Annotated in this window: 7 protein-coding genes; all 7 read left to right on the forward strand. The window is 38.8% G+C overall.

From position 1 onward, the window contains the following. Positions 1-634: 634 nt before the first annotated feature. The 7 genes from G3I01_RS06505 (at position 635) to lhgO (ending at position 15697) form a co-directional block, all read left to right on the forward strand. Positions 635-2224, forward strand: coding sequence for a tetratricopeptide repeat protein (locus G3I01_RS06505; RefSeq protein ID WP_219552141.1), 1590 nt, complete (start codon positions 635-637; stop codon positions 2222-2224). Positions 2225-2396: 172 nt separating this feature from the next. Continuing rightward, the gene (porV, locus tag G3I01_RS06510; RefSeq protein WP_219552143.1) at positions 2397-3467 is read left to right on the forward strand and encodes a type IX secretion system outer membrane channel protein PorV; all 1071 of its coding nucleotides are present in this window, start codon (positions 2397-2399) and stop codon (positions 3465-3467) included. Positions 3468-3472: 5 nt separating this feature from the next. Beyond that, on the forward strand, positions 3473-11068 hold the full coding sequence (locus tag G3I01_RS06515) for a S8 family serine peptidase (RefSeq protein ID WP_219552145.1): 7596 nt from the start codon (positions 3473-3475) through the stop codon (positions 11066-11068). Positions 11069-11261: 193 nt separating this feature from the next. Further along, positions 11262-11816, forward strand: a complete 555-nt coding sequence (locus G3I01_RS06520; RefSeq protein ID WP_219552147.1) for a hypothetical protein — start codon at positions 11262-11264, stop codon at positions 11814-11816. Positions 11817-12606: 790 nt separating this feature from the next. After that, positions 12607-13080: a UpxY family transcription antiterminator gene (locus G3I01_RS06525; RefSeq protein WP_219552149.1), complete on the forward strand. Its 474-nt coding sequence runs from the start codon at positions 12607-12609 to the stop codon at positions 13078-13080. 231 nt (positions 13081-13311) lie between these two features. Continuing rightward, positions 13312-14424: a GDP-mannose 4,6-dehydratase gene (gmd, locus tag G3I01_RS06530; RefSeq protein WP_219552151.1), complete on the forward strand. Its 1113-nt coding sequence runs from the start codon at positions 13312-13314 to the stop codon at positions 14422-14424. 31 nt (positions 14425-14455) lie between these two features. Continuing rightward, the gene (gene lhgO, locus G3I01_RS06535; RefSeq protein WP_219552153.1) at positions 14456-15697 is read left to right on the forward strand and encodes an L-2-hydroxyglutarate oxidase; all 1242 of its coding nucleotides are present in this window, start codon (positions 14456-14458) and stop codon (positions 15695-15697) included. Positions 15698-15745 lie beyond the last annotated feature (48 nt).

The following is a 15745-nucleotide window of genomic DNA, read 5'->3' on the forward strand; positions in this document are numbered from 1 at the left end:
CAAAATTGCAGAAAGAAGCTCCTCTACACGGGGGGCTTTTTTTGGCACTAATGATTAGTTGTGTTGTTTGTCCCAAGAGATTGGGATGTGTAGTTAACCGAGTTATAATCCTATGTTGTGAGGATTTTGGTTAACCAATGAAAAGCTTTTTTCCATTTGATGGAAGAAGGCTTTTTTGTTTTTAGGGCCAGTCGTTAAATTCTCATCATTGCTAAATACCATTAAAGAGGTATTTTAATCTGAAATTATAGCTAATATTTTGGATGATAAATATCCGACATTGAAATCTTTAGCTAAAGAGGTAGGTTATCATCTTTTACCAATATGTATTTTTTAGAAAGGGTGAATAGCGAATGGTTAATAGTCGAGTCCAAATCTTTGAATCGATTCTAACTTAAATTCTAAAAATTTTCTACTAATTCAATTTATTTCTGAGAGCCAATATTCCTTGCTCTCATCATCTGCTTATCCTTTTATTTATACAAGTCTAGCTAACTATCATATTGATAATAAAAGTTTGCTGAAAAAACATGATTGTAAATCAGGTTAATAGACTTAAAATTATATTTTTGCCGACCAGAAATGTTAAGGAAAACCAAAATTGTTTTTAATAAGCCCTACTAAATTTTAAACAATGAAAAAGATTATTCCCTTTTTAATCTTTATAAGCGTTTTTGGGCCGGTTAAGGCTCAGAAAATGGCCACTACGGATAGCCTTTTCTTTTCAGAGATCTATAAAAAAGCCCAGGAATTAAGAGAAACTAACCTGGATTCTGCCCTGTTCTATTTTCAGCAACTGGACACTTTTCTGGCAGATAAGGAGTATTCTAAAAAACGGTACCGGGTAATGCTTGATATAGGGAATGTTTACCTCACCCAGGGCCAGTCTGACCTTGCTCTTGAAACTTACCTGCAGATTTCTGAAGCTTCCCAACTGGATGATGATGCACAGTTCAAGTTATATGCCGAGATAAGTATTGCAAATATTTACCTGGATTCAGAAGAATATAGAAAGGCCCTTGAAAGATTTCAGAATATTAGAAAGAAGTATGCGGTTACAGATTCTACCCAGGCCAACCTGGTAGCTTACTGTGTAATCTATAGCAATGAAGGTATTGCAAACGAAAATCTTGGATTTTATGAATCTGCTGAAGAGTTATATAAAAAAGCCATTAATCTTTCTCAAAAAGTTGAAGAGAAATATTACCTGGCTAATGTATATAGCAATATGGGTTCGCTGGAAGTAAAACGGAAGAATTATAAAAAGGCACTTTCATGGCACAAAAAGGCGCTTGCCATAAGGAATAAGGGCAATTATACGCTTGGGATCTCACAGTCACAAACACATACAGGTTTAATCTATCTGAAACTTAACGAAGTTCAGGAAGGAGAGGAGTACTTACAAAAATCCCTGGAAAGTGCCCTGAAAATGGGATATGAAAAGCAAATAATAGAAAATTCTGATGCCTTAAAAAAGGTTTATGAAGGAAAAGGGGAATTCGAGAAAGCTTACGAGATGCAGAAACTCGAAATGGAATCGAGGGCTGAGGTTTTCAATGAAGAGAGTATCAAGAACCAGGAGCGACTAAAAGCGAAATATGAATATGAGTTGCAAAAACAGATCGAGGAAAAGAAAAGGGAATTCAGGGAAACGGTCTTTAAATTCATTTTCGGAATTTTACTGCTATTGCTAATAATAGCATTCATCCTGTTCCGGCTTCAAAAGATCAAGACCAGGCAAACCGAGCTTCAGAATGAAAATATTAAGAAAGAAAAACACTTATTGCATCAAGAATTAGATTACAAGAATAAAAAGTTAATGTCTAACCTGATGTTTCTTTTGCAGAAGAACGAGATGATCTCTGGTCTTATCGAAAAACTTCGGGATGCAAAGAAACTTACAAAAGCTCAGTGCGATAAAGCCCTTTCAGAAATGATACGGCAATTAAAGTATAGCCACAATAACGAGTCCTGGGAAGAATTTGACCTTTATTTCCAGGAAGTACATTCAGAATTCTACGAAAAGCTGTCTTCAAATTACCAGCTTACTACCAATGAAATGAAACTTGCCGCTTTCACCAAACTCAAACTTTCCTCTAAAGAAATCTCTTCTTTAACCGGTCAGAGCATTCGTACCATTGATGTGGGCAGGTACCGTTTACGCAAAAAATTAGGTATAACTAACTCTGAAACCAACCTTACTACCTTCCTAAATAGTATTTAGAATAACCTATTCACTATCAATTAATTAAATGCTTATGTATAGGTAATGTAACCTTAAAAAAAGGCCTTGTATAGATTTTGTCACGCCAAATTTTAAACTTGCCTTAACATAATTTTTTCATTTGAGAAATCAATAACCGACGCTAATTCTTATGCGTTTAAAACTTATTCAAATGAAAAAATTATTGTTTTTCTTTTTGCTCATTCCCTTGACTGTGAAGCTGGGGTTTGCGCAGGAGAGTTCAGGAGGGCAAGCTACAGCGGCACCCTTTTTATTAATTGTTCCCGATGCCCGAAGTGGTGGGATGGCAGATATTGGAGTGGCGACTTCTACCGACGCCTATTCCCAGTTCTTCAACCCTGCTAAATACACCTTCATGGAAGGAGATATGTTACTTGGATTGAACTACACCCCATGGTTAAGGAATCTTACCAACGATGTCTTTTTGGGAAGTTTTTCCTTTGCCAGAAGAATTAATGAAAGAAGTACCTGGGGAGTAGGGATGCGTTATTTCTCCTACGGTACTATGGAACTTTCTGATGTTTCAGGTAATACTACAGGAACCCAGAATCCTTATGAAGTTGCCATCGATGGTAGTTATTCTTTGAAACTTAGTGAAAACTTTTCTACTGCCGTTACCGGTCGGTATGTACGTTCAGACTACGCCCTGGCCGATGAGGGCTCAGACCTGAATACTTTCATTGCCGATGTTGGCGCTTACTATCAGTCAGACCTCATGAAACTTGGAAAGAACCAGGGAATTTGGCGAGCCGGATTAGCTTTAAGCAATATTGGTTTCAACGTGGAACTTGTTGAAGGAGCTCCAAAATCCCAGATGCCAACCAATCTCAAATTAGGGTCTGGTTATGAACTTCTAATGGATCCTAAGAATTCCATCGCAGCGAACGTGGAGATCAACTCTTTACTGGTAAAAAACAGTGATTTTGGATCCCTGGTGTATGCCCTTGGTGCAGAATATAAATACAATAATGTATTCGCTTTGCGTACCGGTTATTTCCATGAAGCTGAATCTGCCGGGAACAGGCAGTTTGCCACCGTAGGAGGAGGTATTTCCTTCAAAAGTGCCAGGCTTGACCTTTCTTACCTGTTCAACACTTCAAATGTTGCGAGTCCTTTAGAAAACACACTTCGGTTTTCTCTAAGCTATGCTTTCGGGAATAATGACAATAGCAACACCGAAGCGATTAACGATGTTAAACCTGAGGTGGCCGAAAGCAAATAACAGGAATGAAGAAGCTGGATAACGAAAGCGTGGACAGCTGGCTCACACGAAATGCCTCTCAACGAAAGGCACTTCGTTCAATGTTGAACGCATTGAAGAGCAAAGAATTACCAGAGTTTGATGCTAAGGTTAACCATGATAAGAGAATTACAACTAAAAATAAAATAATGAATAAAATTACACAGTTCTTTAAAAAACTGGGAATCCTAACCATTTTGTTATGGATGGCCGGTTCTTTAAATCTAATGGCCCAAAACAGCGATTTTGTGCCGGGTAAAGTCCGGGTTAAAATAAAACCGGAAAAAGTTGAATTGGTCGTAAAAGACATCAATAAAGCTTCTACAAATGGAGTTTTAAAAACAGGTCTTAACAGTTTTGACAATATCAGCGCCAGGTATGCTGCCACAAAAATGCGCAGGGTATTCCCTCATGCCGGTAAGAATGAAGCCACGCACATAAAGCATGGCCTGCACCTTTGGTATGAGATCAATGTGCAAACCGAGTCTGATATGGAGGCAGTAGCTCGTGAATATGGCGGAAACGAATATATTTCCTTGGCAGAGCCAATCCGTCAGAAATCCTTAAACTATTCAGGAAGTAGCGCCGTGGAAAGACCAGAAGCTTCAGCATTTGAAACTACTACCAACGATCCTTATCTAAGCGATCAATGGCATCTTTTAAATGACGGAAGTCTTGAAGGTTCGGTTACAGGATCAGATATCAACGCTCCAAAGGCATGGGACATTAGCATGGGTAAATCCAATGTAATCGTTGCCGTTGTTGATGGGGGTGTAGACACAGATCACGAAGACCTAAAAGATAATATGTGGATTAATACCGCAGAATTGAACGGTACACCTGGAGAAGATGATGACTTTAATGGATATGTAGATGATATATACGGTTATAATTTCGCAGAGAACCAGGGAGAGATCACAGATCAGGACCATGGTACTCACGTTGCTGGAACCGTAGCGGCCACCAGCAACAACGGTAAAGGGGTAGCCGGTGTTGCAGGTGGATCCGGTAACGGTGATGGAGTTAGAATCATTTCAGCCCAGGTATTTAGCGATAACGGTTCCGGAAGTTTTGCGCAAGCAATTGTTTATGGCGCAGATAACGGTGCCGTGATCTCACAAAACTCATGGGGTTATCAGTCTGCTGGTGCATTTGAGCAGTCGGTACTGGATGCCATCGATTATTTTATTGAAGAAGCTGGTAATTATCCTGGAAGCCCGATGAAGGGTGGAGTAGTATTATTCGCTGCTGGAAATAACGGTAGCGATGAAATTCATTATCCAGGTTATTACGACCAGACCATCGCCATCGCTTCTACAGGAACTGATTATAAAAAAGCTCCTTATTCGAATTACGGAAGCTGGGTTGACCTAACCACTACCGGGGGAAGTTTAAGTCAGGGAAATAAAAGCCAGGTGTTAAGTACACTTCCAGATAACCGTTATGGTTATATGCAGGGAACCTCCATGGCGACTCCTCATGCTTCTGGTATCGCAGCACTTGTGCTCTCTAAATATGGATCTGAAACTTTTACCAACGAAGACCTTAAAAAACGTTTGTTCCGTGGGATCAGGGAGATCGATTCTCATAATCCGGAGTTCGAAGGAAAACTAGGACTAGGCTTTATGGATGCTTATCTGGCACTTGCGCCAGATGATGAGCAGGCACCTGAAACTATCAGCGACCTCACTCTATTGGGAACTTCAGAAGATTTCGCAACGCTGAGCTTCACGGTTCCTTCAGACGCTGGAGATACGACTCCTTATGAGTATAAGCTTCAGTGGTCTAAAAAAATGGATATGAGCGAAGCTTCAGAAATGATGGTCTCCAATGATTTCAGCAACGTAGGAGATCTTATTGAAACTACCGTTGAAGGCCTTGATTTCGAGACTACCTATTACTTCACCGTAACGGCTATAGACCGTTGGGGGAATGTTTCTGAAGCTTCCAACCAGGTTGAAGCGACTACCAACCAGGGACCAGATATTGCTACAGATGTTGCTAACATCAATGTTAATATCGATACCCAGGTAGATGATAATGCTATTGAGAACTTCAAGATCCTTAACCAACAGGATGGGATCCTTAACTGGGATTCAGAAATCCGTCAGGTTTCCAATTTCCATTCATTTTCTAGAGCGGCTTTACCAGCGAGAGGAACTCCGGTTAACGCAAACCAACTTACTGTAAAAAAGGAAATGGTTGAACTTATCCAGAAATTCGAGACCAGGAACGCGGTTCAGAATGCCTGGGAGTCTTCAGAAAAAGTTTATCACGGACCTAGTCCTATTTATATCATTGGTGAGACCGATACTACGGCGACCAACTCTTCTGCCACTAGATTTAGAGTGGATGAGGCTGAAGGATTCAATCTTTCTTTTGTAAAAGCCTATTTAAACCTTGACCAGGAAGACGGTCCAGCAATTTTAGAGATCTATAAGGGTGAGGAAATCCATGAGGATAATCTTATCTATTCAGACGACCAGTTCGTAGGTCGCAGCGAGAACGATTCCAGATATCATGGGTATAACCTGAAAGAACAATTGTTCTTTGAGCAGGGAACTACTTTCTGGATCGTATTCCATATTCCTGCCGGGAATCTTTACCCGCTTGGAGTTGGGCCTGAGCAAAGCCCGGAGCAATCAGATAATGCTTTGATGAGTTTTGACCTTGGGGAAACCTGGGTACCGCTTGCAGGGGCCATGAACAACGATCAGTTCGTTTGGGCCGTTACTGCTGCCAGCAATGTGGAGCCTCTTCATAATTATATGACGCTAAACCCAACGGAGGGTCAGATACTTGGAGTAGGTGAACAGGATATGGAAGTTGCTATTGACGCCAGCCAGCTGATCAATGGTAACTACAAGTCTAATATCGTTATTAATTCTAACGATTCAGATACACCAATAAATAGAGTAGCAGCTAATGTGACCGTTACTGGTCAAAAGCCAGCACTTGCTACTGATAATATCCTTGACTTTGGAAGCGTTTTCAAGGGACTTTCAGCAACCAGGGAAATGACTATTCAAAATACAGGTTTTGGAAGATTCAGAACCCGTACGGTAACTTCTTCAAGTCCAAGTTTTAAGGTGAATACTTCTACTTTTTCCTTGAATGTTGCCGCCAAATCTGAAACTACGATGTCTATTACCTTTACGCCTTCTGGTGTAGGTAATGAAAATGCTGAGATCACACTTACCAGCTGGAATGGTGATGTTCATACTTTCAACGTATTTGGTGTTGGAACAGAATCAGCACATATCGAAGCAGATCCTGCGGTAGTGAACTTCGAAAACATCAATGTTGGAGATAACGCCCAGGCAAGTTTCACTTTGAAGAATACAGGAGAATATCCACTTCAATACGGATTCCCTGCATTTACTGAAGATGTAAGTCATATCGAGAATCTCCCGGAGAGTGTTCAGCGTTATCCATATGTAATGGAAAGAACTCCATATAATGGTTATGAATTCAATGATATCTCTACATCAGGGACAGATATTACCGATTTCTTTAAATCTAATCCAATGAACAACTATTATAATGTTGATCTTGGGTTTGACTTCCCATTCTTCGGAAAAGCGGTAGACCACATGTATATCACTAAATATGGTGTGCTTACTCTTGGAGAAAACGGGAATTTTAATTCCACTTCTAAGTTCCATAGCGCTCAATTGCCAGATGGATACATATCAGGATTGTTAAAGGAATGGGCTCTTTCCAAAGCGGGAAGCATCCATTTGAAGAGAGAAGTTGGTAAACTGATCGTTCAGTATACCGATGTTAGACACTCAAATGACAGGGATAATGTTGCGATTACCTTCCAGATCGAGCTTTACAGCGATGGAGACATCAAATTGATCTATGATAAGTTCGACGGATTATTTTCTTACCAGTTAAGAAGTTTCTATAGCGCCATTGAAAATGAAGCTAAAAATGATGGTGTTCTGGTTAATTCCAGCTCTGATAAGGTGGAATTACCAATGATGCCTCAGCAAATCGTTCATATCCACAGTCCTGGTCTAGGTCTTATAAAAGAAGTTGCCGAGGCCAAAGGAATGATACAGCCAGGTGAATCGAAAGAGATCATGATCACTCTTGATGGTGAAAAACTTATCGAGGGAACACATAAGGAATATATTTCAGTTCTTTCCAATGATCCTTTTAATAGCTCTATTCCGCTAGAAGTGAATATCGATGTAGTTGGTGGCGGAGAATCTGAACTGATTCTTAGTGAGACCGAAGTGGACCTTGGTGATAATTTTCAGCAGGCAGAAGTTAGAGGAATAATTGGTGCCAAGAACGAAGGTTCAAAGCAGATAGAAATTACTGATATCAACTTTGCTAACGCGAGTCTTAGTTTTGAAGGAGAGACTAGTGGGGTGATCGAGCCTAATCAAACGCTGTTCATCGAATATACTCTTAACACCGCTGAGATTGGTGCAGTAGATAATACACTTACTTTAACCGATAGTGAAGGTGCTTCTCACGAAGTAGCGTTTACAGGAAATGTAATCGATGCTCCGGCAATTGATGTGATGGAGACTGAATATTCGGTTACAATGAACCCAGACGAGGAATTGGTGAAAACATTCAAGGTGTCTAACACCGGGAAGTCTAAACTTGAATATGCAATCGCGGCTACAGAGCACGTGACTGTTCAGAAACCAGCTGCTCAGAATTCGGTTCCTGAATTTACTTACGTGAATCGTTCTACTTACGATGAGACCATGCAGCCAACAGCGCAGTGGATAAAACTTAACGAAGAGGATAAAGTGCAATTCTATTTATCTGAAGGAGATATATGGGAAGTTCTTGACCTGCCTTTCGAATTCGAATTCTACGAGGAAAAATACAATAAGGTTTGGATGAGTAGCCAGGGTGTGTTAAGCTTTGATGAGATCGAGGATGAGTCATTGTCTTACTTTGTGCCACCATCTGTTCCTAACGATGATGAGCTAAACAATATCATTTCTCCATATTTCGCGGCAGGTGGTCCAAACATCAATCTTCCGGAAAATCAGTGGGGAAGATATATGAAAGCTTTTGATGATAAAGTGGTTTTTGAGTGGAGAGGTTATAATAACCTGTTCTTTATTGGAAGTGAATTCAGCATCCAGGCTATTCTTTACAAGAACGGTAAGATCAAGTTTCAGTATAAGAGCAATCCTTCCCAACCAATCAGAGCCTTCTATGGTCTGATAGGAATCGAAAACAAAGATGGATCTGATGGAACCCAGATCGCTTATTATCAAGATTACCTGGCAAATGATGTAGCTGTAGAGTTTAGTCCTGCGATTAAGGAAACTCTTGAAGCTGGTGCCAGCAGAGAATATGACCTAACTTTCAATACCACTGGAACCAATGCGGGAACTTATGAGGAATCCTTGAAAGTGATCAACAATACTCCGTTAACTCCGGAAGTTGTTGTGCCAATTAACCTTGAGGTTTCAGGTGATGCAGAATTGACATTCATTCCTGAAACAGTTGATCTTGGAGAAGAAATGGTTGGTCCAGATGCAGCTTATATGCACGATGTGGCATTTAAGAATACAGGTAAAAAGACCATGACGGTTAATAATATTCGTGTTGAAGATGCATCTACTGCAACTATAGAGCACCTTGTGTGGCACATTAGATGGGGATGGAGTTGGCAACCTCTTAGATCAACTGATTCATTTACGGTTGAGCCTGGTTTTGAGTCCAAGACATTCAGACTTACTGTAAGTCCTCAAACTCCAAATGATGCCTACACCAATAAAGTGTTGGTTGATACCGATTTTGGTACTACTGAAGAGTTAGAGATCAAAGCCGCTTTCAAACTGCCACCATCCTTTACTGTTAACAATGAAGAGATCTATCATCTTGCGTTTAACGATGATGTGTATACACATACACTGAATATGGGGAATGTTGATGGAGAGTCTCCATTGAACTATAACATTGGGATGAACTATATGAGAACTGATGTTAGCCCAGCAGCGGCTCCTCTAAATTCTGATGTAGATGCTACCTTATTAAGAAATGAGATCAGCTTTGAACCGAATTATTCGATCGTTCAGAACAACGAGGAATTCGCAAACATCCTGGCTCATGAAGATTCTCAATCTCCATGGACTTCTGTTGGATTCAACGGCGATCTTGTATTCGCAAGTTCAACGAGATTCATTGCACCTGAAACTGGTTTCAATCTATCTCATATTCAAACCTGGTATGCATGGGGTGACTGGTTAAATTCAGACCTTACTGTAGAGATCAGGGTTGGAAACCAGCTGGAAGATTCAGATGTACTTTATAAAGAAACTTTGAACTATGTAGCAGAAACTGCAAATGTTGATGGAGAGTTAATCACTCTTGCCCTTGGTGAGACGGTAGACCTTCAGCCATATGAGAAGTTCTTTGTGGTGATCACTTACCCATTAGGTGCCAACTATCCACAGGGTCTTGGTTATGTAGACGCTCACGAGAGCAACAGATACAAGTTTTATAATGCAGGTTTCTGGTGGGATATCGCCGATGCAGGATTATCCAATTCAGGATGGATCGTGCGTGCCGGGGAAGTAGAGGCAGCTCAGAAGAACTGGCTTACTTTAACTGGAAATACCACTGGGGATGTTGCCGCAGGAGCGACTATGGATATGAATGTTGAATTAAATCCAGCTAGAGCTTTAAAGGCAAGTAATTTTGCCATGCTAAATATAGAAACCAATGATCCAGATATGGAATTGGTAAGTATCCCGGTTACCCTGGATATCAACCAGGCACCAGATCTAGTTGCTGATGAGATGTACTATGTAAATGAGAACGAAACTCTTAATATCAGTCTTGCTACTTCAGATCTTGAAGGAGACCTGGTTGCCGGAGCAAGAATGGCAGAATCCAATCCTAAGACCGAACTTAACTTCGCCGAAGGAATGGTAGACTTCTCATTCAGTCCGGATTTTGAGGATGCAGGAGTGCATACTTTCGACGTGATCCTCGAAGATGCAAATGGTATCGAAGGAACTTCTACTATTAAGGTTGAGGTGGTCGACGTGAACAGAGCTCCTGAATCGAACCTTCTAGCTAACCAGACCTTGAATCTTTATACAGGTGAATATCGTCTGGACCTTAGTTCAGTGTTTACCGATCCTGATGGAGACCAGGTAAGTTCATTGACTCCAACTTCGAGCAATGAAGTAGTGGAGATATTTGTGAACGATAATAATATGCTGGTTACCCCATCTACTTTAGGTACCTCTACCATTAGCCTTAAAGGAGTTGATGGAAGAGGGGGAGAGATCACAACAACATTTGATGTGGTTGTAGTAGATAAGGTTACCAATGACAGTGATTTAGAAGAAAGCTGGAAAGTTCATCCAAATCCGGTAAACGAGGTGATGTATATTAAAATGTATAGCCCTGTGATGGAGGAGATGAACATTAGATTCTATAATACTCTTGGAGCACTGGTAAAAACGACTCAGTCTGAAGGTTCAGACTCGATGATCGAGGTGCCGGTCTCTAACCTTAGTGCTGGTATTTATTTTGTAGAAATAACTACAGAAAATGCCAGATCTGTAAAGAAGATTGTGAAAAATTGATTAAAATTCCTCTCTTTTTTAAACCCGGCTCCCTTACAGAGCTGGGTTTTTTATTTTATAGGGATAACGGGATAAGGTGTTTATTTATAGATATTTGATGGTTAAAAACTTGTTGGTGAGAGCTAAATGATTTAATTTAAAAGTTCTAAGTCATCCCCCTGATGCTTGATCGTTGAACTTTCAAATCTGAGGGATGAAAAAAATTTACTTTATACTATTTATAGGAGTATTCCTTGGTGCCTGCCAGGGAGATGAAGTTGTTACTGATCCTTTGTTAGATGATGTTTTCGACGCAAAACCAGATTTTGTCGAATATTTCAGGGCCGAAATTAATAGCAAGGAATTTGAAGTACTGAAAGCAGAAGATATAAAGGGAACGGTTTATCCCAGCGAGGAAACCGGTAATATGAATTTCGATTTTCTAGGCGAAATCTTTAACGAGAATCAGGAAACAGATTTTTATGAAGGCTTTAATTTCAAGGTCTGTTTTTTTGATGGTCCAGGAACCTATTATACCGGAACTACAGAGACCGTTAGCTGGGCCATGTATTGGCATGATTTTGAATTGTGGGAAAATCATTATGCTTTGGGCACGGAAGCTGGCATTGTAACGATTACCAAAACTACCGATCAAATTGTGGAAGGGACGTTCAGTTTCCAGGCGTATAATATTCAATTAGAAACCACGGTTGAAGCAGAAGGTGAATTTGGTATCATCCTGGAATCGAAAGAAGAGTATCATAAGTAAGTAAAAACACCTTTCATAATATATACTCAATTTTTATTTTTCATTAATTTCTTTTACAAGGAGCATTTCTATATCTTCCAGAATAAAATATTGTTAGGGCTGATAATATTTTCTCTCTTCCGTAAACATGCTTTCAGCTCAATTGTAAATTGAGAGAGATTAAGTCAAGGAATAATCATTAATGCCTCCCGTTTAGATATTTCAATATTTAAATCAGATAATTCCAATTTGGAAACAAGTCTTTTATAATCTGTAATTCACCTTTCATCGATTATCTTAAAATTTTCAATAAGCTGATTACCAACATGTTAAAAATTTAAGGTTTGCAGTTTTCTTATAAAAGATTAAAAATTTTGCTTATTTTTTAATTTTAAAAGAGTTTAGCCACTTATTTATTCTAATTATCTAATAAAAACCGAGAATATGAATGTTATTGGTATAATTTAATAATTTATATGGCTTAAATTTAACATTTCGATGTTGGCGGAATTGATTCAATTTCTTAATTTCATCTTAACATTAACTATTACCCTACAAACTAGTTTCCCTACTTTTTTTAAAATTATTATCTCCCCTTATCCCTTGATTATTCCTACTCAAGAGCAATAAAATTGTGACTCTTGCGGCGAAGCCATATCTATTCAATACGGCTATCGACCATAAGATTAAATTTTCTTCCCCCCGCGCAGCAACAATTACGCTGTTTTACCCAATTCTGAATTTTTTATTGACTGGAAGTCTTAATTGGTTTCCCTTGAAGTTTAATATCTAATTTTAAAAATGGTATATAATGGGATGGTATGTCTTATACACAAAGCCACGGTCTGAAATAAAAGTTGCAGATAGCCTGGCCGAGGCAAATTTTGAAGTTTATTGTCCAACCATTAAGGAGGTTCGGCAATGGAGTGACCGGAAGAAAAAAGTTGAGGTTCCCTTATTTTCCTCTTATCTGTTCATAAAGATTAAAAACAGCGAAAGGGCTAAGGTTTTTAATTATCCTGGAGTGATTAAATATCTGTTTTGGCTTGGAAAACCGGCAATTGCAAGAGATGAGGAAATTGAGGTTATTAAGAACTGGCTTGAAAAGGATACTTATGATCATTTTACTATAGAAAGTATTTCACCTGGAGATAGGGTGAAAATAAAATCTGGACCCTTCCAGAATAAAGAGGGAATTGTACAGGATATTGGAGCTAAAAGGATGCGTCTAATATTGAAAGAAATGGGACTCACGGTAAATGTCAAATTAAAGGAAATCGCCTAAACCCCTTTAATATTTTAGATCATCACTAATAAATCAATTAAAAAATTTACACTAGACCGGTAGTAAAATTCTTTCATTGGGAAAATGATATGAATTATTATTCTTACTTATCAAAAGTAACTCAAACATGCTGCCTTAATCTCTGAAATTCTTCATTTTACGGTGTTACTGGTCCCAGTGCTTAAAAGCACAGTTTAGAATTCTTATTAATTATACGAAAACCATTGAAGTATGAAAGTTGCATTAATAACAGGTGTTACAGGACAGGATGGGGCCTACCTGAGTGAATTTCTGTTGGGTAAAGGGTATATCGTTCATGGCTTAAAAAGAAGGTCATCTCAATTCAATACAGCCAGGATAGATCATCTTTATCAAGATCCTCATGAAAAGAATAGAAATTTCATTTTGCATTATGGGGATATGACAGATAGCACTTCCATAATAAGATTAATTCAACAGATTAAACCTGATGAAATATACAATTTAGCGGCAATGAGCCACGTACAGGTTTCCTTTGAAACTCCTGAATATACTGGAAATACAGATGCTTTAGGTGTATTGCGTATTTTAGATGCAGTCAGGTTATTGGGATTAGAACAAAAAACAAGGGTCTATCAGGCTTCAACCTCAGAATTATATGGAAAGGTTCTGGAAGTTCCACAAACGGAGAAAACACCATTTTATCCCAGGAGTCCATACGCAATTGCAAAAATGTATGGTTATTGGGTAACCGTGAATTATCGGGAAGCTTATGATATGTTCGCTTGCAACGGAATCCTTTTTAATCATGAATCACCTATAAGAGGGGAAACTTTTGTTACCAGAAAAATTACCAGAGCAATATCTAGAATTGCTTTAGGTCTACAGGATAAAATGTATTTAGGTAACCTAAATGCCCGAAGAGACTGGGGCCATGCGAAAGATTATGTTAGAGTGATGTGGATGATCCTACAGGCAGATGAACCGGAAGATTGGGTAATAGCAACAGGAATATCAACCAGCGTTAGGGATTTTGTAATAGCAGCTTTTGGAGAAATAGGGGTGGAACTTGAATTTCAAGGTGAAGAACTAGAAGAAAAAGCATTTGTGAAATATTGCTCGAATCCAGATTATCAGTTAGAGATTGGTAAAGAGATACTAGCAATAGATCCTCGCTATTTCCGCCCTACAGAAGTGGACCTTTTGGTAGGGGATTCTTCAAAGGCCCGTAATAAACTGGGATGGAAACCAGAATACGATCTTTCTGCCTTGATCAAAGAGATGATGGAGAGTGATCTGAATTTAATGAGAAAGGAAAGATACCTCAATGAGGTTGGTTTTAAAACATTGAATTATTACGAATAATATTTGAATTTTTAAGAGCCTGATAGATAGTATGACTGCAGATTATAAATATGATTATCTCATTATAGGAGCTGGAATCATGGGGATGACCATCGCTTATGAGTTAATAAATACCAAACCTGGTATCAGTATAGCTATTTTGGAAAAGGAAAGCGATGTGGGTAAACATGCCAGTGGTAGGAATAGTGGAGTTTTACATGCAGGTTTTTATTATACCCCAGATTCTCTAAAGGCTCTTTTCACTAAAGACGGAAATAGGTTAATGAAGGAATTCTGTAAAAGTCATGGATTAAATATCAACGAGTGTGGAAAAGTGGTGGTGGCAAAGAACAGAATGGAACTGGAATCCCTGTATGAGTTGGAAAGAAGGGGTAGAAAGAATGGTGTAGAATTAAAGTTAATAAGTGAAAAAGAACTTTACCAAATTGAACCGAATGCCAGAACCTTTAAAAAGGCCCTTCATTCGCCTACCACTGCTACGGTAAACCCATTAGAGGTTTGTCTAAAATTAAAAAACGTGTTAGCTGAAAAAGGAGTGAAGTTCTTTTTTGACAATAAATATCTTTCCAATTATAAAAATCGAATACGTACAAATCACTGTACAATTGATGCCGGATATGTGATTAACGCTGCTGGGTTGTACGCAGATCATATTGCAAAAGATTTTGGATTTGCTAACCAATATACCATCATACCTTTTAAAGGGAGGTATCTTAAATATACTGGCAAGGATGCACCAATCAAAACAAATATATATCCAGTACCCGACCTTAAAAATCCATTTCTAGGTGTTCATTACACTCTTACATCAATAAAAGAAATCAAGATTGGACCAACAGCAATGCCAGCATTTTGGCGTGAAAATTATAAGGGTTTTAGCAGATTCAACATAAATGAGTTTCTGGAGATTATCTTTTTCGAAACCCAGCTCTTCCTTCGAAATTCTTTCAATTTCAGGAATCTGGCATGGAATGAACTTAAAAAGCGCAATAAGAAATACTTTTCAGCCTTAGCAATGAATTTAGTTTGGAAGGCTAATGCTAAAAAATTTGACCAATGGCTTCCTTCCGGGATCAGAGCGCAATTGCTGAATAAAAAGACCTTCAATCTAGAGATGGACTTTATTATGGAAGGAGATCATCAATCACTGCATATTCTAAATGCTGTTTCTCCCGCTTTTACTTGCAGCTTTTCCCTTGCTAAATATATCGTCAGGGAGAAATTAAAACTTCAGAAAATTGATCAGATAGATAAAGTTTCAAGCGTTGCATAAATGACTTAATGCAGACTGATTCGAATAATTCTCAGGACTCAAACAGGA

The sequence above is a fragment of the Gramella sp. MT6 genome (genome assembly GCF_019357415.1).
Taxonomy (GTDB): domain Bacteria; phylum Bacteroidota; class Bacteroidia; order Flavobacteriales; family Flavobacteriaceae; genus Christiangramia.

What these genes read in the sequence shown, in the direction of transcription:
- G3I01_RS06505 (WP_219552141.1), top strand. Translation starts at nt 635, where the DNA reads ATGAAAAAGATTATTCCCTTTTTAATCTTTATAAGCGTTTTTGGGCCG.
- porV (WP_219552143.1), top strand. Translation starts at nt 2,397, where the DNA reads ATGAAAAAATTATTGTTTTTCTTTTTGCTCATTCCCTTGACTGTGAAG.
- G3I01_RS06515 (WP_219552145.1), top strand. Translation starts at nt 3,473, where the DNA reads ATGAAGAAGCTGGATAACGAAAGCGTGGACAGCTGGCTCACACGAAAT.
- G3I01_RS06520 (WP_219552147.1), top strand. Translation starts at nt 11,262, where the DNA reads ATGAAAAAAATTTACTTTATACTATTTATAGGAGTATTCCTTGGTGCC.
- G3I01_RS06525 (WP_219552149.1), top strand. Translation starts at nt 12,607, where the DNA reads ATGGGATGGTATGTCTTATACACAAAGCCACGGTCTGAAATAAAAGTT.
- gmd (WP_219552151.1), top strand. Translation starts at nt 13,312, where the DNA reads ATGAAAGTTGCATTAATAACAGGTGTTACAGGACAGGATGGGGCCTAC.
- lhgO (WP_219552153.1), top strand. Translation starts at nt 14,456, where the DNA reads ATGACTGCAGATTATAAATATGATTATCTCATTATAGGAGCTGGAATC.